This window comes from Psychrobacter sp. Marseille-P5312 (assembly GCF_900291405.1).
GTDB lineage: Bacteria > Pseudomonadota > Gammaproteobacteria > Pseudomonadales > Moraxellaceae > Psychrobacter > Psychrobacter celer.
In genome coordinates this window covers 2,179,916-2,201,234 of sequence record NZ_OLML01000001.1, presented here as the reverse complement: position 1 = coordinate 2,201,234, position 21,319 = coordinate 2,179,916, and the positions used below count along the sequence as shown (strand labels likewise).

Here is a 21,319-nt window from a genome sequence, read left to right as displayed (position 1 = left end):
AACACCAAGCATTTAATACTTGGCGTTTTTTATGGCTAGTGTCAATATGACGACGACAAATCTAAAAAGCTTTATTTACCATAAGTGCATAAATAAGCGGTCTCAACCTCTACTTTTACGCCAAACTTCTGATTGGCTTCAACGGTAAATGACTCGCCAGCATCAAAGGTCTGCCATTCGCTACTATTTGGCAGTTTAACGGTCAATGCGCCGCTCACCACACTCATGGTCTCAAATTCACTGGTGCCAAATTCATACTCCCCAATTTCCATCACGCCGACAGTCGCTGGCAGAGTGGCTGTCTGAAAGGCGATCGACGTGACTTTATCGTCAAAATAACTATTTACGCTTGGCATAAATTTTCCTTAAGTAATGGTGTTTAAAATGTGTTGATAAACCTTACAGTCCTGCTTTAAGGCTGGCTTCGATGAATTGATCGAGATCACCATCGAGTACCGCGCTGGTATTAAACGTCTCAACGCCAGTACGCAAGTCCTTGATACGTGAGTCATCGAGCACATACGAGCGAATTTGACTGCCCCAGCCGACGTCAGACTTATTGTCTTCGACCGCTTGCTGTTTTTCCATACGTTTTTGCATCTCAAGCTCATAAAGCTTGGCGCGCAGCATTTTCATGGCAGTGGCTTTGTTGCCATGCTGGCTACGCTCGTTTTGGCACGTGACCACCACGCCAGTTGGCTCATGGGTAATACGCACCGCAGAGTCAGTGGTGTTGACGTGCTGTCCACCCGCGCCCGATGAGCGATAGGTATCGATACGCAGATCGGCCGGATTGATATCAATCTCGACGTTGTCGTCAATCTCAGGCGAGACAAAAACAGCGGCAAACGACGTATGACGGCCATTATTACTATCAAATGGTGACTTACGCACTAGGCGATGCACACCAATCTCGGTACGCAGCCAGCCAAACGCATAGTCGCCTTTGATCTCGATCGTCGCTGATTTAATCCCAGCGACGCTACCAGACGACACTTCAATGACTTCGACCTTAAAGCCATGCGACTCCGCCCAACGCGTGTACATCCGTAGCAGCATCTCGGCCCAGTCTTGTGCTTCGGTGCCGCCACTACCCGACTGAATGTCTAAGTAGCAGTTATTTGGGTCCATCTCGCCGCTAAACATCCGGCGGAATTCTAAATCTGCCACACGTTCTTCAGCATCGTCGAGCTCTGCTTGCACATCGCTCAGTAGTGACTCGTCCTCTGCTTCTACTGCCAGCTCGAGCATGGCAGACGCATCTGCTAAGGTAGTCTCAAGCGATATCACCACATTGATGATACCATCAAGCTGGCTTTTTTCTTTATTAATCTTGGTCGCGCGCTCAGGATCATTCCATAGCTCGGGGTTTTCTAATTCCAAATTGATTTCTTCTAGGCGCTCTTGCTTACCATCGAAGTCAAAGATACCTCCGAAGGTCCTGTCCTCGCTCAGATAAGTCTTTGATTTTTTCTTGATACGGATTGATTTCCATAAATAGTCCTGTTTTTTGCTAAAAATAAAGGTCGCCCTCGGGCGCTATTTTAAATGAGATTGCGGTTAAATAATGGATTAATTATGCGCTGTCTGGTAGTGGCTCATTGACCAGCCTCAATCGACCAATCTTCGACCGCCCAACGATGCGCCAGCGCATGAGCATGCAGCGCGTCATCAGGAGACACGCAGACTGCGACGTCCGCCCATTCTAGCAGCGGGATGTCATTTTTAGAATCTGAATACGCATAAGTTTTTTCAAATCGAACGCCAGCGAGCTGCTGCTTATTTAGCCACTTATCGAGATGATAAATCTTACCTTCTTTAAAGTTTGGCTTGTCGGTGAGCTTGCCGGTATAGCGGGCGTCCTTTATCTCAAGCGGCGTCGATAATACATTGTCAGCCTCGACCCCAAAACGCTTTGCGATGGCAGACACCACAAAATCATTGGTCGCGGAGATTATCACCACATCATGCCCTTTTTCCACATGCTGACAGAGCACCTCCATCGCTTTTGGGCGGATATGCGGCTCGATCTCAGACTTAATATAGTCTTCGCGTAGCGCGTGTAGCCTCTCCATCGGCAAGCTGCTCAAAAACTGGGCGACAAACTCATTGTACTCAGTGGCATCGAGCGTGCCTTCGATATAGTCCTGATAAAATTTTTGATTGGCCGTACGATATTCGGCTTCATCGACCAGATTGTGCTTGACGATATACTCGCCCCAAAGATAATCGCTATCGACATCGAGCAAAGTATGATCCAAATCAAAAAGCGCCAGTTCTTTTGCTATCGGTTGTGCTGCCTGCATAATAAAACCTTATGGTGATTGATAAAACGATGATTGGTAAAGAAGGGTTAAAAGTTGGGTGATAGTTGGTGACATCCTATCTTCCATGATTCGGTAATATTTGGTGAATACTACTGTTTAGCAAACAAAATTATGCTAACTTTATAATAAAAACAGAGAACCTTATGAAAACGCCCAGTCCCCAGTCCACCACCGCTCGTCGACCGAGACGCCCTGCCCGCTCTATCAAAGAAATTAGGCGGCGGCAACGAGGAGAGGATTATCAGTCTCCGATGGCACGTAGCTTATATGCGCTCTTGACAGCTTTGCTGTATGGCGCTGGTGGGTTGTTTATCGATCTTGCTATCGTCGTGATTCGCTCTTTATTCAATCTAGGCACGGGCGATATTTTTTGGTTGTTTACGCCCATCCTGCTGGTTTTGGGTGCCATTATTGGGTTTTTTGTCGGCAAAAACGCAGGTGCCGAGAGCGTCAATGCCTTACACAATCAGCAAGCTGGCAATAACGCTTATCTCGACGACTACTCTATACGCCATGATATCTTTCGAGGTCTGATGATCGGGATTGCTATCTTTGCGGTTATTTAGCTGGTCATGATGCTCATGACGTAAATATGCGCAACCACAATATCAGCGACGTTGACTTCCTCCCCTCCCTAAAGTGAGGGGATTCCTACTAAAGACGGTCAAGCCCGACCGCGAGAATGTTTTTCGCTCCATTAACATCTCTGTTATGGGTCGTTTTACAAGAACGACAAAACCACTCTCTTATACCAAGACCTTCTCTACCTTTCGGACTGTCTTGGCGAGAGCCGCAACATGAGCAGACTTGGGTGCTGTACGCTTCATTGACTTCGATATAGTGGCAACCTGCGTTCGCGCATTTATAATCCAGTTGCCGCTTAATCTCAAACCAACCAGCATCATAGACGGATTTGGCCAGTTTGGATGAAGTGAATGATGTTGATTTAATTTGACCAACAACGATTAAGCTGTTGGACTTAACAAGCTTTGATGTGAATTTATGGATTAAGTCTTGGCGAGTGTTTTTAATCTTGGCGTGAATGGCCTTGACCCGTTTTTTGTTTTTAGCACGTTGGGCGGTGGCCAGTTTTTCTGCGTATTGATGCGTGACTTTGATTTGTAGCTGATCACCATCACTACTGACCGCTGAATCCTTGCAGCCTAAATCAATACCGACTTGGCCCGTGCCACATTTAATCTTTGGAAACTCTTTGACGGTAATACAAGCATACCAGTGACCACGATTGTCTTGTACCAATTCGCACGTGTTGATGCGGTAGAGGGCTAGGTTATAGCTATCCCACAGATCAATGGTCAGCTTTTTACCCTTAGCAAGGCTTAGCTGAATGGTAGATTTAAGGCTTGTCTTGCCTGATTGACGAGTTGATAGGTGTTTTACGGCTGTCTTTTTAAAAGGAATCCAGCCCAAGCTTCTTCTCTTGGCCTTTGGGTTGTTGGTACGCCAGTTGAGTTTGGCTTTTTTAAACTGTTTTCGGCTTTTGGAGTGAACCTCACTAATCGCTTGCAAGGTTTGACTGTGCAGATTTAGATATTCGCCAGCCCCTTTGGTATAAGCGGCCAAGTCATAGGCTGAAAAGAATTTGCCTGTACGCTTAAGGTGTTTAAAACTTAGCTCATTGACGTAATTCCAGACAAAGTTAACCGACCCAGCCAAGATATTGAGCTGAGTGGCGTGTTTGTCTTTGATGCGTAGCTTGAGCGTTTTCATGGGATAATTATGATCTCAATGCGTTTGGTTATCAAGGGGTTCACAATATTGTGCGACAACGACTGACGCCTGATATCCACGCCTTAGAAGGATGTGGTTTTACGGCGCTGGATGATAAAATGAGAAACGACAAAATGAGCCACTCATATCCGCCATTTATTACTTCTTATCATTCAGGCATGGCTATTTCTTTGAGGCCAGTTTTAAACTTCTGACAGCGCTCACTATAGTGCATGGCCGATAGTTTTAACATCGCTGCTTGCTCATCCGTTAGGGTTTTCACCACTTTGGCCGGTGCGCCCATGACCAGTGAGTTGTCTGGGATTTCCTTACCTTCTGTGACTAAGGCTTTGGCACCGATGATGCAGTTTTTACCGATTTTGGCATGATTGAGCACCACCGCACCGATTCCGATTAAACTATTATCGCCAATCTCGCAGCCGTGCAACATTGCCAAATGCCCAATCGTCACATAGTTACCTATTTTGACTTCGATACCTGCATCGGTATGGATGACGCTGTTTTCTTGTACATTACTATAGTCACCGATATGAATGCGCTCGTTGTCACCGCGAATCACCGCACCAAACCAGACGCTGGCTTGATGGCCCAAATACACATCACCAATCACTTGTGCGCTATCAGCCACCCAGCCATGAAAGGGGCTAGCAAATTCAGGGGTTTTGTCTATATACTGGTAAATCATAACGGTTCCTTGTCCTACTAAAAAAACGCTTCGGTTAATTGGTCGATGTTGCGGTTCATGATGTTACGACTCATTGTGGCAAAGACAACTGTAGAAATCCAGCGCTATTCATCGTAGCCGCTCGCCATCTTGCCAACTTAATTCTGACAACTTGCCACAGCGCTTGTACTGTGTTAAAAATCAGCTAGCTATCTGCGTCTATATTGTATATAATGCGCAAAATCTGTGCCTAAGCGAGCGGACATGATGCAAGTTACCTATTCACTACCTAGTGAGTTTTGTAGTTTCCATCGATAATGTCTTCTCGCTTTTTTGTGGGCAACTTTTGTGTGTAGCCTATATTCTTCTTGAGGTTTATTATTCCCAATACCTTAAAAACAAAGGCTTTACACCGACAGCCAACCACAAGCATCGTCACAGAACTCACAAATAATAGCGGAGGCAAACCTTGAATTCATCGGCAGAAATACAAGCAATTTTGGCACTAGCAGACGGTACGATTTTTCGCGGTGTCAGTATCGGTAGCCTTGGTCATCGTGTCGGTGAGGTGGTGTTTAATACAGCCATGACAGGGTATCAAGAAATCCTAACTGACCCAAGCTACGCGCGCCAGCTGGTCACTTTGACCTACCCGCACATTGGTAACACTGGCACCAACAGTGAAGACAGCGAATCTGGCAACACCCATAAAGTATGGGCAGAAGGTCTGATTATCCGTGATGCCACTATGGCAACCTCAAGCTTTCGTAATACCGAATCATTAACCGATTACCTCACGCGCAATGATACGGTCGCGATTGCCGATATCGACACCCGTAAGCTGACGCGCATCCTACGTGATCAAGGGGCGCAGCATGGCTGCATCATGACTCCAGCCGAAGGCAACACCATCACCCCTGATGACGAGCAACAAGCCATTAAACTGGCACAAGAGTTTGCCGGTATCAAAGGCATGGACTTGGCAAAAGAGTGCTGCACTAAAGAAAACTTCGAATGGACAGCGGGGACGTGGGATTTGTCTGACACACTGCTAAACCGTGATGCACCCGGTAGCCATGATAGCGGTACAGGCGGCTTTTTTAAGCAGCTTGGCACTCACATCGACTCTAAATACAACGTCGTCGCTTATGACTTCGGTAGTAAAACCAACATCCTGCGTATGCTGGTCGACCGCGGCTGTCATGTGACGGTGGTACCAGCGCAAACGCCGATTGCAGACGTGCTGGCGATGAATCCAGACGGTATCTTTTTATCCAATGGCCCCGGCGACCCTGCCGCCTGTGACTATGCTATCGACGCGGTACGTCACATCATCACCGAGACAGATATTCCGACCTTTGGTATCTGCCTAGGCCATCAGCTAATTGGTCTGGCCAGCGGCGCTAGCACCATCAAGATGAAAACTGGTCATCATGGCGCCAACCATCCTGTACAAGATTTGGCCACAGGGACGGTGATGATTACCAGTCAAAACCATGGTTTTGCTGTCGATGAAGACACGCTACCTGACAACGTCAAATCGACTCACCGTTCACTGTTTGATGGTACCAACCAAGGTATTGAGCTGACCGACAAGCCAGTATTTAGCTTCCAAGGTCACCCAGAGGCCAGCCCTGGCCCGCATGATGCTGCGCCGCTGTTTGATAAGTTCGCTGAGATGATGGCAGGTGCTAAATCTTAAGCGGCCAAAGATTAAATAATGGATATTGACCCATAAATAATAAATATAACGCTTGAAGCACCGAGGGTGGTTCAAGCTACACCATATCAAACACGATAAGCTGAACTGACAATATCGTTATATTATAGATTACTCAAAATATCACCCAAACGAAGGTAGCCCTAACTATGCCAAAACGTACCGACATAAAAAGCATTCTTATCATTGGCGCAGGCCCTATCGTCATCGGCCAAGCATGTGAGTTTGACTACTCAGGCGCGCAGGCGTGTAAAGCGCTACGCGAGGAAGGCTACCGCGTCATCTTGGTCAACTCAAACCCTGCGACCATCATGACCGACCCTGTGATGGCCGATGCCACCTATATCGAGCCAATTACTTGGCAAACAGTCGAGCAAATCATCGCCAAAGAGCGCCCCGATGCTATTTTGCCGACGATGGGCGGCCAAACGGCGCTGAACTGCGCGCTGGATTTGGACAAGCACGGCATCCTTACCAAATATAACTGCGAGCTGATTGGCGCGACCAAAGACGCGATTGAGATGGCAGAGGATCGTGATCTGTTTGACCAAGCCATGAAGCGTATCGGCCTTGAGTGCCCACGCGCCGAAACCGCTGAAACCATGGAAGAAGCCTTTGCTACCCAAGAAAAAATGGGCTACCCATGTATCATTCGTCCGTCATTCACCATGGGCGGCTCAGGCGGCGGTATCGCCTACAACCGCGATGAATTTATCGAAATCTGCGAGCGCGGTTTTGATTTATCACCCAACCATCAGCTGCTTATCGATGAATCACTCATCGGCTGGAAAGAGTATGAGATGGAAGTGGTGCGTGACAAAAACGACAACTGCATCATCATTTGTGCGATTGAGAACTTTGACCCCATGGGCGTACACACGGGCGACTCTATCACTGTCGCGCCTGCACAGACTTTGACCGATAAAGAATACCAAATCATGCGTAATGCCTCGCTTGCGGTACTGCGTGAGATTGGCGTCGAAACTGGCGGCTCAAACGTGCAGTTCGGTATCAACCCAGACACGGGCCGTATGGTCGTCATCGAGATGAACCCTCGCGTATCACGCTCGTCTGCCCTTGCCTCAAAAGCCACGGGTTTTCCGATTGCCAAAATCGCTGCAAAGTTAGCCGTTGGTTATACCCTAGACGAATTGCAAAATGACATCACAGGCGGCAAAACGCCAGCTAGCTTTGAGCCGGCGCTTGACTATGTCGTCACCAAAATCCCGCGTTTTAACTTTGAAAAATTCCCACAAGCGGACAATATCCTCTCGACGCAAATGAAGTCAGTCGGTGAAGTCATGGCAATCGGCCGTAACTTCCAAGAGTCCATGCAAAAAGCCCTGCGCGGCATGGAAACAGGCTCAGACGGCTTTGATGAGCAAATCGATTTGACAAAAGTATCAGCTGACAAAGCGCGTTCTGAGATTATCAACCGTCTAACCATCCCAACGCCTGAGCGCATTTATTATCTGGCTGATGCCTTCCGCGTCGGTATGAGTGTCGATGACGTCTTTAATTACACCAAAATTGACCCATGGTTTTTGGTACAAATCGAAGACATCGTCAAAACTGAAGCACAGGTTAAAACCTTAGGCTTTGGCGGCTTGAACGCTGAAAACATGCGTAGCTTTAAGCGTAAAGGCTTATCAGACCTGCGTTTGGCCAAGCTGCTCGGCATATCACAAAAGCAATTACGCAAAAAACGCTGGGATTTAGCCATTTATCCAGTCTACAAGCGCGTCGATACCTGTGCGGCAGAATTTCCCACCAGCACCGCCTACATGTACTCAACTTATGACAGCGAATGCGAGGCCAACCCAACCGATAAGAAAAAAATCATGGTGATCGGCGGTGGTCCTAACCGTATCGGTCAAGGGATTGAGTTTGACTATTGCTGTGTCCATGCTGCCCTCGCCATGCGCGAAGACGGCTATGAAACCATCATGGTCAACTGTAACCCAGAAACCGTCTCGACCGATTATGACACCTCAGACCGCCTCTACTTTGAGCCAATCACGCTAGAAGATGTGCTAGAGATCGTCCGTATCGAAAACCCAGACGGCGTCATCGTGCAGTTTGGCGGACAGACACCATTGAAACTGGCGCGCGCGTTAGAATCTGCTGGCGTAAAAATCATCGGTACCAGCCCTGATGCCATCGACCGCGCTGAAGACCGTGAGCGCTTCCAGCACATGATTCAGCAGCTAAACCTCGTGCAGCCATCAAACGCGCTAGCGACCAGCCTAGAAGACGGCTTGGTGAAAGCCAAAGACGTCGGCTATCCGTTAGTCGTTCGCCCATCATACGTCTTGGGTGGCCGCGCAATGGAAATCGTCTATAACGAAGACGAGCTAAAACACTACTTGCGTACCGCTGTACAAGCATCAAACGAAGCGCCCGTCCTATTAGACCGCTTTTTAGATGATGCCATCGAAGTCGATGTCGACTGTGTTTGTGACGGCACTGATGTGGTGATCGGTGGTATCATGCAGCATATCGAACAAGCAGGCGTCCACTCTGGCGACTCTGCATGTTCATTACCGCCTTACTCATTATCGGATGAGCTTTGCGATACCATGCGTGCGCAGACGGTAGCGATGGCAAAAGAGCTTGGCGTGGTCGGCCTAATGAACGTCCAATTCGCGGTAAAAGGTAACACCGTTTACATTCTAGAAGTGAACCCACGTGCCGCTCGTACCGTGCCGTTTGTCTCTAAGTGCATTGGCACCTCATTGGCGCAAGTGGCTGCGCGCTGTATGGCTGGCACTTCATTAAAAGATCAAGGCTTTACTACCGAGATTGTTCCTTCGTTTTACGCAGTAAAAGAAGCGGTATTCCCGTTTGCCAAGTTCCCGGGGGTCGATCCTATCTTGAGCCCTGAGATGAAATCGACTGGTGAGGTCATGGGCGTTGGTAAAACCTTTGGCGAAGCGTTTTATAAGGCCATTATCGGTAGTAACGAGCGCCTGCCAGGCCTGCCTGTTGAAGGCGAAACCAAAACGGCCTTTATCTCGGTTCGTGATAGCGACAAGGCACAAATCGCCCCTATCGCGCGTCAGCTTGCTGATTTTGGCTTTAATATCGTCTCAACGACGGGCACGCAAAAGGTGCTCAGCGAAGCCGGTATTGCCAGCACTCAGATCAACAAAGTCACCGAAGGTCGTCCGCATATCGTTGATGCCTTGAAAAACGGCAAAATCGACCTTATTATAAATACGACCGAGGGCAAGCAGGCGCAAGAGGATTCATTCTCTATCCGCCGCAGCGCGCTACAGAATAAAGTGTTTTATGTCACGACCTTAGGTGCAGCGGATGCTGTCTGTAAATCTTATGCCATCGACTTGCCATTTGATGTCTATAAGCTACAAGATTTGCACGAGCAAGCAAAGGTGGTTGACGCGGCCCAATAATTTCAGTAGATTAAGCATTATCGTCAAGCAAATAAAACGCAGCGACAAAACGTGTCAAGCGTTTTGATACGACAATAATGCTTGAGAAGACGTTTACCAAGATAGACCCAAAAAGCATAGTGGCTAAACTGCGACTATGCTTTTTATTATGTAAGATCACGCGCGCATCTGCCCGTTGGTAAATGCGCCGACCCATGATCTGTTTAGCCTTTTCGTACCATGTATAAAGATCAGCAGAGCCAGTCAGACATGAGTAAGGACTACCCGTCGTAGCCTGCGCTGCGTTTGCCACCGCTCATCGTATCTTTATGCTTGATACAATATAACTCTTTATATATCAAACCCATTGCAACAACACAGACACCATCTCATCTGAGGTGGTGTGGTGTTATTGGTTTAAGGAAAAAACATGCAACGTTACCCCATGACTCCCCAAGGACACGCGGCGCTAGAAGCCGAACTAAAACAGCTAAAAAGTGTCGATCGCCCTCGTATTACCGCCGCCATCGCCGAAGCCCGCGAGCACGGTGATCTAAAAGAAAACGCTGAATACCATGCAGCACGCGAGCAGCAAGGGTTTTGTGAAGCGCGTATTCGCGACATTGAAGCCAAGCTCGGCGCCGCACAGGTCATTGACCCGACGACCTTGCCAAACGATGGCCGAGTGGTATTCGGTGTGAGCGTAGTCATCGAAAACATGGATACCGAAGAAGAAAAACAATACAAAATCGTCGGTGACGATGAAGCGGATTTTAAAGCAGGCAAAATCTCTGTCAACTCACCCATCGCTCGCGGTCTGATTGGCAAGTTTGAAGGTGATGAAGTACGTATCGAAACGCCAAAAGGTATGGTGGAGTACGAAATCATGAAAGTCATCTATGACCAATAGCGCCCATTTTTATCTGCTTAGGGCGTGTTGAAAATTCAACCATAGCACTGACAGAGACTATTTGTGAATGCTCAACATGCCCTAATAAGTAGCAGGTATTATAGAAGCCTTTTTTATAGCAGTTACACAATGCCACTTTTATACTCAATTTGTTTTGCCGCATAATCATGACAAGTTTGCGTGCAAATCTCAAGTAAAGTGGCTCATTGATGCACTATTATTCAAAATAATGACGGCTTGATAGTTAAATAGCGCAGTTAAAGCGTGATTATAATTGACTGTTATCAGTACTCGATATCCCCGTTATTTGGCATGTATTACCGTGTCATTTAGCGGGGGTTTTGTTTAGGCCGTTACCTTTTGCCGCTTTATGATTGGTGATATTGACTGTTATTTTTTAAGGAGTCTTTTATGAGCTTGACATCGATACCTGTGGTTACTACCCACAAAACCATCCCCCAAAAAGCATCTGCAGCGATGGCGGTTTCTCTTTTTTTTACCGGCGCATTGCTTGCGGCCAACTTAGTACATGCTGCGCCTGAAGTGACCATCAACGCATCTGCTGGCAGTAGCACGACCGTCGTTGAGCAGTACGCTGATGGCAAAACAGCCACTATTACGGCAACGCCCAACGGTATTACGATGAAAGACGGTATGCCCTATGCGGTCACGCAAGTGACCACAGTGCCACGCTATACGGTGCACCAAAGTGGCAACGATACGGTCGTGACCCAAGGCCGCACCACGGTCACTAGCGTACCTGTCACCGAGCAGCTGACCCAAAAAACCAGCCGCGTCGATGTCATCACCGCTCCTACGACCACCGTCGTGACAAACCCGCCAGCAACAACCCAACCATCAGCAACGACGCAAATCGTATCCACCTCTGTAGATACCTTGCAATTGACGCCAACTTTTAGCACCCCTGGCATTGTCAATGCACAAACCAAGGTCATGAAGATATTAAAAAACAGCGACGGCCGCGAAATAGCTGTACCTGCCAACCATATCGCCCCTGGTGACGTGATTGAATATCACACCACTTATCTCAATACCACCACACAACCCGTCACTGACATCAATGCCATGGTGTCGCTGCCAAATGGCGTGCAATTGCTGTCCTTAAATAGCCCGCTACCCACGCAGGCCACCACTGGCGGCGACAGCTATCAGACCATCCAGCAAGTTGGCAATACCGTGATCATCAAAGAAAACTATTCTGGTCTTAAGTGGAATTTGGCTGACCTAAGCCCAAATGCTGCTCAGACCGTTGTCATACGAGCAAAGGTTCAGTAAAGACTATATTTTAGAGTATGGTTATTTAATCACTCTGAAAATGATAAAAGGTCTTGCCGGTTCGTTTTATAGTCAGCAAGACCTTTTTATGACGTATCTTGCGACACTATCTGACGTGTTGTTTTGTATATTATCCTATAAATACAACGACTTAAGCCTGATTTTGCTAAAATACATACCTATAAATGATTTGGTAGATCACGCTTATGGCAGCCATCAATTATGAACGATTGCAAGGCAAGCTTAATATTTTAGCGGACGCCGCTAAATACGACGTGTCTTGTTCCTCCTCCGCTGGCACGCGCAAAAATCAAGGCGGTGGCCTCGGTGATGCCTCAAAGACAGGCATTTGCCACAGCTATACCGAAGACGGTCGCTGCGTCAGCTTGCTCAAAATTCTGCTAACCAATCACTGTATATACGACTGTGCTTATTGTACGTCACGTAAAAGTAATGACACCCCGCGCGCCGCTTTTACGGTGGAAGAAGTAGTGGATTTGACCATGCAGTTTTATCGCCGTAACTATATCGAGGGGCTGTTTCTCAGCTCAGGCATCTTTAAAAATGGCGACTACACCATGGAGCGACTGGTCGAGGTCGCCAAGATACTGCGTACTCGTGAGCGCTTTAACGGTTATATTCATCTAAAAACCATCCCCGGCGCGTCAAAAGAGCTATTGTTAGAAGCGGGGCTTTATGCCGATCGCTTGAGCGTCAATATCGAAATTCCTACCAAATCAGGGCTGGCGTTGCTCGCTCCAGAAAAATCTCACGACGAGCTAAAAGCGCCGATGCAGACGGTAAAAGAAGAAATCGTCACGATTCGTGAAAGCCGTAAAACCCATAAAAAAGCACCAAAGTTCACACCAGCTGGTCAAACCAGTCAAATGATAGTTGGGGCTAGTAACGAGACAGACTTACAAGTGATTCAGCTATCGAGTCATTTTTATCAAACTTATGATCTCAAACGCGTCTACTACTCAGGGTACGTGCCGATGCTCTCTGACAATCGCCTGCCAGCGATAGGCACGCCGGTGCCCATGGTGCGTGAAAACCGCCTTTATCAAGCGGATTGGCTAATGCGTTTTTATGGTTTTGGCGCGCATGAAATCGTGGAGCCTGAGTCGCCATTTCTCGATTTAGACTGTGATCCAAAGCTCGCTTGGGCTATCCGTCATCGCGAGCATTTCCCTGTCAATATCCAAACGGCAAGCTACGAGATGATTGTACGTATCCCAGGTATCGGTACCAAAACCGCCAAAAAGATTGTGACAGCGCGTAAGTTTAATCAGTTGACCCTTTATCATCTCAAAAAAATGGGCGCGGCGGTCAATCGTGCCAAATATTTCATCGCCACCACTGGTAAAAACGAGCATCTCGCCCATCTGACCCGTGAGAACTTCCGCCAATATGTGCTGGCGCAAACACAGACCAAATATAAGGATCAGCGTAGTGGGCAATTAGCACTATTTTAAAAAGGAGCATATATGCTAGAGCTGGCCCCAAACACCGCGTACCCTGTTGGTCAATTGACACCCAGTATTGTGCTTTATGAGCCAAGTTTTGAAGGGTGGTTAAGTGCTGTCTTCTATGTTTATGCTAATAAATTACATGACGATGAAGCACTACAATTAATTGCCCAAGACTGTTATGTACCCTCATTGATTGCTCAAGCAACCAGCGTTGTGCCTAATGAGGAACATGCTGAGCGCGTGCTAGTCAAGCTAAACCAGCTGCTCGGCCGCTCAGGTATGCGCAACTTGCTTTGGGGGTTTTTATCAGAAAAAGAGCACATCGGCACAACATTATTTTGGGTGGTCAAATACGCCATCGATTATCCCAATCGCCATATCATGCAGGATGTCGGCAATTTGCATGTGCTCGAGCTGGTGCAAACGGTCAAATCTGTCGGCCGTGAAAAACACCGCATGGAAGCCTTTGTGCGCTTTGAGCACACCACCGATGATATTTACTTCGCCCGCGTGGAGCCGGACTTTAATGTGTTGCCACTCATAGGTGAGCATTTTCGGCAGCGCTATCAGGACCAGCATTGGGCGATTTATGATATAACGCGCGGCTACGGCATTTATTATGACAAAAGCAACAGTACAGCCACGCGCCCTGCCGCCTTGCAGACCATCACTGATCTAGATGATGCCGTCCTGCGCCGCCCTGCCAGCATTCATAGCGCAGATGAGCGGCGCTATCAGCAGTTTTGGCAAGGCTATTTTACCAACGTCAATATAACTGAGCGCAAAAACCCACGCCTGCATCGGCAATACTTACCGCAGCGCTACTGGAAATACTTGAGCGAAAAACAAATACTACCCAATGCCGAGCATATCCAAAAGCGGCGCTAATGTTTTTTCGTTCCCATCCTTTATCTTCGTGGTTGAGTTTTTGCCACTTTTAACTGACAATAGCAACTTAATATTTGATTTGGTGACCCTCGCTGCTATGAAAGTGATGCGCTTATTATCGTCTTTAAAGCATGATGAATCCGAGCGCGGTATTTTTCATCTTGGCCGCGCCTTGGTCAAAAACGGTCACACCTCTATCATCGTCTCAAGCGCCGATGAAGAAAACGATCTGGTCAAACGTCTCAAGCGTGATGGCAACCATTATCATCAGCTGCACATGAACAAAAAATCGTGGCTGTCGTTGCTGCGCGTCAACGCCCTACGCCATCTGATCGAAAAATACGACCCCGATGTGATACATTTGCATTCGCGTACGCCTGCATGGATACTACATCTTGCCTTGCGCCGCGCGCGCCTAAAGCGCATGCCCAAGCTGGTGTCGACCATGTACGGCTTTTATCCGATCAATAAATACTCCCAAGCGCTGCTCGATGTCGACATCATGATTACTGTCTCCGATAGTGTCACTAACTACCTAAAAAAAGGCCTGCGCCGAGAAGACGCAGGACCCAAGGTCATCAAACGTATTTACCGCGGCGTCGACACCCGCCGTTACCCTTATCGGCACAATCCATCTGTCTATTGGCTACGGCACACCTTTGCCGAGTATCCTGAGCTTGAGCACAAAAAATGGCTGGTATTTCCCACCATCATTGGTAATGAATATGGTCAAGAGTGGCTGATTGATATTTTGGGCAATTTGCAGGAGCAATTTCCCAATATTCATGTCATCATCATGGACGATGATTATAGAGATGGTGACGTGGTACACGAGGACTTTCGGCAGCGTACCAATACACTTGGGCTGGCCGAGCGCATCACCTACGTGGGTAGCAAGCGCAATGACATGCGCGAGTGGCTATCAGCGGCCAATATCGTCATGGCGCTCGCCAATGAGCCTGAGTCCATTGGTATCAACGCCCTACAAGCGATTCACCTAGGCACCCCCGTCATTGGCTGGGATCAAGCGGCATTCAGTGAGATATTACAGCCGTTATATCCCCAAGGGCTGGTCAAAAAGTACAATGCCAAGGCACTTTGTAAAGCGGTTCGCAATCAGCTAGAGAGTGTCACGCGCCCTGAGATGACCACCAAATTTACCATGCGTGAGATGATTGAGGCGACTCTTGAGGTTTATCAATCACTGTATGACGCATCACTGGCTGAGGAGCAAGCGGCACAGGACGCCGCAGCGGTCAAACGAATCAATAAAAGCCTTAAGCGAGTAGCAAAATCCATCCCTGAGTCTACTTATGTAAAAATCGACCCAATCGATAACCATACAAAAATTAAACTTAGTAAAGAAAAGCCCAAGCCGAAACCAGAGACACAGCCACAGTCAGAGCCGACCACTTTAGACTCAGACACTTTACGTTCAGACGCTTCAAGCGCTAAGGCAGCAGACGACACAGTATCAAACAACAACCCACCATGACAGCAGCGCTGACTTAGTAAGTCGTCGGCGTGTGCGCACTGACGATACGGGTGATACTGTCGCTTGGGTTAATAAAAGTATGCGGCTTCATCGTATCGATTACATATAGTAGATTCAATTTAAAAATGTTATAGCGCTACTGGTATAAATTTTCCTTGCGTGCTGTATACACAGAGGCTGCGAAAAATTCCTCCCAGTAGCGCTTTGGAACTTATGACAGTTTTGTTTTGAACTGACTATAGCTGTCGCCTTGATTGAGCAGATAGGTGGTCTCTTCGACACGGATCAAAATCTTGCCTTCAATAACCGTGCCGATCTCCTCGCCCTCGTGGGCGATTTTTTCTTCTGTCGAACTATTAGGCTAATAAGTCTCAATCAAAAACCCCAAGTTTTTTGTGGTGCTGCAGTTATACACTTGTTTTAGCGACACCCGACTACCCGCCTCACTCAGCTCTAGCAAGTCTTTTGGTGTGACCACCACACGGGCTTTTGGCTCTTTCCATTCATCACTAAAAAACGTGGTCAGATCAGAGCCAAGCACAGTCAAAATCGCCTTTAGCGTATTGACCGCTGGGCTAACTTTGTTGCGCTCTATAGAGCTGATAGAGGTATTGGTCAGCCCTGCCAGCTTGGCCAGCTTGCGCTGTGAGTAGCCTTTAGCCAAGCGTAATTGGTTGATTTTTTTGCCGATATCTTCTTCAACAGACGCCTCTGTCTCGGCGGGCGCGGCGCTCGGCAGACTATCGTCTCCTGCGTCATCATCGCTGCAAACACTGTCGTCATCGGCCCCCTTATCATCGCCTTCATTATCGATTCCTTTACTGGCATCGGCATCGTTATTCGCCTCATTATCGGTATCGGTACTGGCGTCACAGCTGGCATCAGGGGTGTTGGTATCTCTATGATCTTCTTAGTTATTCAGTGCGTTGTTTGCTGGCATAGTGAATAAATTCCGTGAATAGAAACTTGGACAAGTTGTCTTTTTCATAGTTTAACTCAGGATGCCACTGCACACCAATCATAAATGGATGCTCAGATAAGCTGATCGCCTCGACTAGGCCATCAGGTGCCAGCGCCTCTACCAACAAGCGCTCACCGACTTTATTGATGGCTTGTTTGTGCAAGGAGTTCACATGCCATTTTTTGCCAAACGCCGCCAGCCTACCTGCAGGCTCGATGATAACGTCATGGACGGGCTGATACTGCACTTCGAGCGGCTGATTGCTGTCTTCTAAGTGCGGCTCATAAAACCCTTCTACCTCGCGCCAATCAGGGTGAAGTGTGCCTTTAAAATGAACATTCATCTCTTGCAGACCACGGCACACTGCCAGCAGCGGCATGTTTGTCTTGTCGGCGTAGGCGAGCAGCTTAAAACTCAGCTCATCTCGCCCAAGATCTTGCTTGGCTTCGAGGTGCGTCGCTCCGTACCGCGTCGGCGCCACATTGCTCACACATGGCTAATGGCATACTGGCTCATAAGACTGTCATAAGATTACAAACTGATTTGCCTGAACCTGAGGTACGTTTATATGTCATTATCTTCCAATTTATTAATCACAGACTCTGTGCCGCAGCAAGACGGCTTTTTTATGCCAGCAGAGTTTGCGCCGATAAAAAAAGTCTGGATAATCTGGCCATACAGGGCCGATAACTGGCGGCAAAACGCGGCACCGGCAAAGGCCGCATATGCCGATGTCGCACGGGCGATTCGTAAGTTTTGTGACGTCGGCGTATTGGTCAGTCCTACTGATTATCTCGCCTGCCGCGCACGCTTACCCGCCGATATCGAGGTCATCGCTATGCCCAGCAACGACGCGTGGGCGCGTGATATCGTGCCGACGTTTTTGCTCAACGATAAAGGTGAGCTGCGCGCTTGTGATTGGACCTTTAATGCTTAGGGCGGTGACTATGAGATTGAACAATCTGACGATGCCAAAGCGCGCCATGCAGGCGATGTCTGTATCGCCTCGTATGCCAATTTTTTGATCTGCAATAATGCCATTATCGTGCCGCAATATGATGATGTCCATGACAGCTTGGCCATTACTCAGCTTGAAAAAATCTTTCCGCAGCATCAGTTAGTAGGCGTACGTACCAAAGAGATTGTCTATGGTGGTGGTAATATCCACTGTATTACCCAGCAGCAACCCAAATGCCTTGCTTAAACAGATAAACTTAAGCGACTAGGCAAAAAACCTAAACGGATTTTAACGCTAACTAAGGAATATATATGAGCGACTATCAAGTAAATAACCCAGCCACGGGCGAAGTAGAAGCCACTTATCCGGCCGCCTCTGAGCAAGACATCCAAAACGCCATTGAGCAAGCCGATAACGCTTATAAAGACTGGCGTCAAGTGTCATTTGACGAGCGCAGTGCTTTATTGCACAAGGTCGCTGATCTGTATCTTGAGCGCCAAGATACGCTGGCGCGCATCGTCGCCACAGAGATGGGCAAACCCGTAGCGCAGGCCAAAGGTGAGATTGGCTTGGTGGCTGAGATTTATCGCTACTATGCCGATAATGCCGAGCAGCTACTTGCGCCAAGTATCATCGAGGTCGATCGCGGTCGCGCCTCTGTCGAGAAGCACCCTGTCGGGGCGTTACTTGGCATCATGCCGTGGAACTACCCTCATTATCAGGTCGCGCGATTTGCCGCGCCAAACCTCATGGCGGGCAACACCATTATCCTAAAGCACGCGCCACAGTGCCCCAAAACCGCAGAAGCCATCGTCGACATTCTAAAGGACGCAGGCTTGCCTAAGGGCGTCTACAACAACGTGTTTGCCACCAACGAGCAAGCCGCCACTATTATTGAAGACGAGTGCGTACAAGGCGTCTCGCTGACAGGCTCTGAGCGCGCAGGCCAAGCGGTTGCCAAAATAGCTGGCGGCGCGCTCAAAAAAGTCGTCTTAGAGCTTGGCGGCTCAGATGCGTTTATCGTCGCGGCCGATGCCGATATCGAGCAAGCCGTCAAAGGGGCAATCTCAGGGCGGTTTGGCAATACCGGACAAGCCTGTAATGCAGCCAAGCGCCTGATCATCATCGAGTCGGTCTATGACAAATTCGTTGAGGGCTTTACCAATGCCGTCCGCGACATGACACTGGCAGACCCCCTTGATGAGCGCACCTTTATCGGCCCAATGTCCTCAAAAGCCGCCGCGACCAACTTACAAGCACAGTTAGACAGCGCCATCAAAGCCGGTGCCACGGTACTGGTCGAGGGCGGGATGATCAAAGACAAACCCGGCGCGTGGTTTACGCCTGCCGTTCTGACTGATGTCGATGAGTCGATGGATGTCTACCGTGAGGAGTTGTTTGGTCCTGTGGCCGTCGTCTATAAGGCGCGTGATATCGAGCATGCTATCCAGATCGCCAACGACGTGCCATTTGGTCTTGGCGCTTCTATTCAGACGCAAGATGCTGACTTGGCTGCTGATATCGCCGACAAGCTAGACGTCGGTATGGTGACCATCAACGCCCCTTCTGGTAGCGAGGCAAATACGCCATTTGGCGGGGTCAAACGCTCAGGGTTTGGCCGCGAGCTTGGCACGCTGGGTATCACTGAGTTTTTAAACCATAAGCTGATTCGTGACAAGTCTTAATGCACCTTGGCCACGCCCAATGACAAAACAGCAGCCTAACATGAACTGTCAGGCTGCTGTTTTGGGCGATGAGAAACCCTCTGTTTTTAAGCTTTCTTTCTATTTTCAGAGCGGCTCTCTTTACCGATCTTAGCGTTTAGGCGGGTTGTCCTTGAGCCACAGTTGGTTGACGATCTTTAATTGACGCAACTCTTCTGCCATGATCGACTCACTGATACCAGGGTATTTGATACGTGCATAGCTATATAACACAATGCCCAGCACCGTCCAGCCAAGGAAGATCCACCACTCAACTGCGGTCAGCGCTGATGGCATGCCTGGCATATATAGCATCAATAGACCAATGCTCAGCGCAATCGTCACCATACCGACCAGCTTACCTGCAGGTATCTTAAATGGACGTACCATATCAGGCTCGCGGTAACGCAGCACCAAAAAGGATATCGCTACACAGCTATAAGCGATGACAATCCCAAAACCGCCTGCATCGACGATCCATACCAGCATCTTGCGACCAAATAATGGCGCAAGCGTCGCAAGACCTCCGATTAATAAGATCGCATTGGCGGGTGTGTTATATTTAGGATGCAGCTTGCCCAAAAACGCTGGCAACATATGTGCTTTTGACATGGCATAAAGTAGACGGCTGCCACCGATCAAAAAGGCATTCCAGCTGGATAAAATACCCAGTACACCGCCGATAACCAATAAGATACCAGCCCACTTGCCCTGCCAAGCATTGGTCATCGCATCTGCGGTCGCAAGCGTTGAATTCTCTGCTTGTATCAGCGGTAAAGTGGTGCCCACACTCCACGCAATACCCACATACCACAACACCGCCACAATGATAGAAACAATCAAAAACTTGCCAATATTGGGACGCGTCAGGTCAATCTCTTCTGCTGCCTGCGGGATGACATCAAACCCGACAAACATAAAAGGCACCATCACGATGACGGCCATAATACCGCCGATACCAGCGATAAAGGCGGGGGCTTGTACAGAGTTTGTATTTTCAGGATTAAACAGTACCGCACCGATAAACAGTAGCGTACCGACAAATAAAATACCCAGTACCGCTGTTTTTTGGAACCATGCACTGACTTCCATACCACGAATATTTAGCCAAGTGACAATAATCGAACCCAGCATACCGACGCCTACCCAGGTGGCATAGACATCCCAGCCGGCGATGGTCCAAAGATAGCCTTGGTTGTAATTGGGAATAAAATACTCGACCACCGTTGGCAGGGCGACCGCTTCAAACGCCACCACCGAAAAATACCCAAATAAAATGCTCCATGAGCAGATAAAGGAGATATTTACCCCCAGCGCTCGATGCGTATAAGTATGCTCGCCGCCTGTAATCGGCATAGAAGCGGCCAGCTCAGCATACGTCACACCGATTAGTATCACGGCCAAACCGCCTATCAAAAACGCCAGCATTGCGCCCCACGTTCCTGCAGACAAAATCCAACCGCCAGCCAAGACTACCCAGCCCCAGCCAACCATAGCACCGAATGCTAAGGCAATAATATCTAGCGTCCCTAACGATTTTTTTAATTCAGACATAACCTACTCCTTGTCTGTGTGTCATCCGTGTGAACCTTTGATGGTTACACTATCTTTTGTTTAGCGGGATAGAACCCTTCATAATTATCATATATCCCTCTTTGTCCATGCCGTCGTTTGCATCTTGCTTAATAGGCAAACGACAAAAACAGCAACGGCGTCTTGACTTGCAAGACGCCGTTAGAAAAAATGTACTCAAAGCGAGTGCCATCATGGGCAATCTTGCT

Annotated in this window: 19 protein-coding genes and 2 pseudogenes; 12 read left to right on the top strand and 9 right to left on the bottom strand. The window is 48.3% G+C overall.

The annotated features are described in order from the left end of the window. Positions 1-71: 71 nt before the first annotated feature. From C6W44_RS09505 to C6W44_RS09495, 3 genes are all read right to left on the bottom strand, one after another. Complete coding sequence (locus C6W44_RS09505) at positions 72-356, bottom strand: pyrimidine/purine nucleoside phosphorylase (protein ID WP_105245151.1); 285 nt, start codon at positions 354-356, stop codon at positions 72-74. 43 nt (positions 357-399) lie between these two features. Then, a protein-coding gene (prfB, locus tag C6W44_RS09500) for a peptide chain release factor 2 (protein ID WP_105245150.1) occupies positions 400-1,495 on the bottom strand; the annotation gives its coding sequence in 2 pieces (ribosomal slippage) (positions 400-1,422 and positions 1,424-1,495; 1,095 coding nt in all). 103 nt (positions 1,496-1,598) lie between these two features. Beyond that, complete coding sequence (locus tag C6W44_RS09495) at positions 1,599-2,306, bottom strand: HAD family hydrolase (RefSeq protein WP_105245149.1); 708 nt, start codon at positions 2,304-2,306, stop codon at positions 1,599-1,601. 164 nt (positions 2,307-2,470) lie between these two features. Here C6W44_RS09495 and C6W44_RS09490 point away from each other — a divergent pair, with 164 nt between their 5' ends. Then, complete coding sequence (locus C6W44_RS09490) at positions 2,471-2,893, top strand: hypothetical protein (RefSeq protein ID WP_158676709.1); 423 nt, start codon at positions 2,471-2,473, stop codon at positions 2,891-2,893. Positions 2,894-2,961: 68 nt separating this feature from the next. Here C6W44_RS09490 and C6W44_RS09485 read toward each other — a convergent pair. Both C6W44_RS09485 and C6W44_RS09480 read right to left on the bottom strand, forming a co-directional pair. Then, a pseudogene (locus tag C6W44_RS09485) lies at positions 2,962-4,058 on the bottom strand (RNA-guided endonuclease InsQ/TnpB family protein). A gap of 169 nt (positions 4,059-4,227) precedes the next feature. After that, entirely contained in the window at positions 4,228-4,764 is a 537-nt protein-coding gene (locus C6W44_RS09480; RefSeq protein ID WP_100749255.1) for a gamma carbonic anhydrase family protein, read from the bottom strand. A gap of 448 nt (positions 4,765-5,212) precedes the next feature. On the opposite strand from C6W44_RS09480, the gene carA reads away from it, so the two are divergent. The 7 genes from carA to C6W44_RS09440 all read left to right on the top strand — a co-directional run bounded on the left by carA (position 5,213) and on the right by C6W44_RS09440 (position 15,916). Next, positions 5,213-6,445 carry a glutamine-hydrolyzing carbamoyl-phosphate synthase small subunit gene (gene carA / locus C6W44_RS09475; protein WP_105245146.1) on the top strand — a complete coding sequence of 411 codons (1,233 nt, stop codon included), beginning with the start codon at positions 5,213-5,215 and terminating at the stop codon, positions 6,443-6,445. A 167-nt stretch (positions 6,446-6,612) separates the two neighbouring features. Next, positions 6,613-9,876, top strand: coding sequence for a carbamoyl-phosphate synthase large subunit (gene carB, locus C6W44_RS09470; RefSeq protein ID WP_105245145.1), 3,264 nt, complete (start codon positions 6,613-6,615; stop codon positions 9,874-9,876). A gap of 409 nt (positions 9,877-10,285) precedes the next feature. Then, on the top strand, positions 10,286-10,765 hold the full coding sequence (greA, locus tag C6W44_RS09460; RefSeq protein WP_105245143.1) for a transcription elongation factor GreA: 480 nt from the start codon (positions 10,286-10,288) through the stop codon (positions 10,763-10,765). 411 nt (positions 10,766-11,176) lie between these two features. Then, complete coding sequence (locus C6W44_RS09455; RefSeq protein WP_227526414.1) at positions 11,177-12,061, top strand: hypothetical protein; 885 nt, start codon at positions 11,177-11,179, stop codon at positions 12,059-12,061. Positions 12,062-12,267: 206 nt separating this feature from the next. Further along, positions 12,268-13,536, top strand: coding sequence for a putative DNA modification/repair radical SAM protein (locus tag C6W44_RS09450; RefSeq protein ID WP_105245142.1), 1,269 nt, complete (start codon positions 12,268-12,270; stop codon positions 13,534-13,536). A gap of 12 nt (positions 13,537-13,548) precedes the next feature. Then, positions 13,549-14,421 (top strand): TIGR03915 family putative DNA repair protein, encoded by an 873-nt coding sequence (locus tag C6W44_RS09445; protein ID WP_105245141.1) that lies wholly within the window; start codon positions 13,549-13,551, stop codon positions 14,419-14,421. 97 nt (positions 14,422-14,518) lie between these two features. Then, positions 14,519-15,916: a glycosyltransferase gene (locus C6W44_RS09440; protein WP_227526479.1), complete on the top strand. Its 1,398-nt coding sequence runs from the start codon at positions 14,519-14,521 to the stop codon at positions 15,914-15,916. Positions 15,917-16,127: 211 nt separating this feature from the next. Here the strand turns inward: C6W44_RS09440 and C6W44_RS13715 are convergent. Both C6W44_RS13715 and C6W44_RS09430 read right to left on the bottom strand, forming a co-directional pair. After that, a pseudogene (locus C6W44_RS13715) lies at positions 16,128-16,265 on the bottom strand (cupin domain-containing protein); the annotation flags it as partial. 12 nt (positions 16,266-16,277) lie between these two features. Continuing rightward, entirely contained in the window at positions 16,278-16,595 is a 318-nt protein-coding gene (locus C6W44_RS09430; protein WP_227526478.1) for a helix-turn-helix domain-containing protein, read from the bottom strand. Positions 16,596-16,599: 4 nt separating this feature from the next. Here C6W44_RS09430 and C6W44_RS13405 point away from each other — a divergent pair, with 4 nt between their 5' ends. Further along, complete coding sequence (locus tag C6W44_RS13405) at positions 16,600-16,821, top strand: hypothetical protein (protein ID WP_158676708.1); 222 nt, start codon at positions 16,600-16,602, stop codon at positions 16,819-16,821. Positions 16,822-16,830: 9 nt separating this feature from the next. Here C6W44_RS13405 and C6W44_RS09425 read toward each other — a convergent pair whose 3' ends face one another. Next, positions 16,831-17,367 carry a gamma-glutamyl-gamma-aminobutyrate hydrolase family protein gene (locus tag C6W44_RS09425; RefSeq protein WP_227526413.1) on the bottom strand — a complete coding sequence of 179 codons (537 nt, stop codon included), beginning with the start codon at positions 17,365-17,367 and terminating at the stop codon, positions 16,831-16,833. 78 nt (positions 17,368-17,445) lie between these two features. Between C6W44_RS09425 and C6W44_RS13660 the strand changes: the two genes are divergently transcribed. The 3 genes from C6W44_RS13660 to C6W44_RS09415 all read left to right on the top strand — a co-directional run bounded on the left by C6W44_RS13660 (position 17,446) and on the right by C6W44_RS09415 (position 19,520). Beyond that, complete coding sequence (locus tag C6W44_RS13660) at positions 17,446-17,814, top strand: agmatine deiminase family protein (protein ID WP_264755614.1); 369 nt, start codon at positions 17,446-17,448, stop codon at positions 17,812-17,814. A 15-nt stretch (positions 17,815-17,829) separates the two neighbouring features. Next, positions 17,830-18,081, top strand: coding sequence for an agmatine deiminase family protein (locus C6W44_RS13655; protein ID WP_264755635.1), 252 nt, complete (start codon positions 17,830-17,832; stop codon positions 18,079-18,081). A gap of 65 nt (positions 18,082-18,146) precedes the next feature. Further along, positions 18,147-19,520: an NAD-dependent succinate-semialdehyde dehydrogenase gene (locus tag C6W44_RS09415; protein ID WP_105245140.1), complete on the top strand. Its 1,374-nt coding sequence runs from the start codon at positions 18,147-18,149 to the stop codon at positions 19,518-19,520. Between the two features lie 129 nt (positions 19,521-19,649). On the opposite strand, the gene C6W44_RS09410 is transcribed toward C6W44_RS09415, so the two are convergent. Further along, positions 19,650-21,092: an APC family permease gene (locus C6W44_RS09410; protein WP_105245139.1), complete on the bottom strand. Its 1,443-nt coding sequence runs from the start codon at positions 21,090-21,092 to the stop codon at positions 19,650-19,652. Positions 21,093-21,319 lie beyond the last annotated feature (227 nt).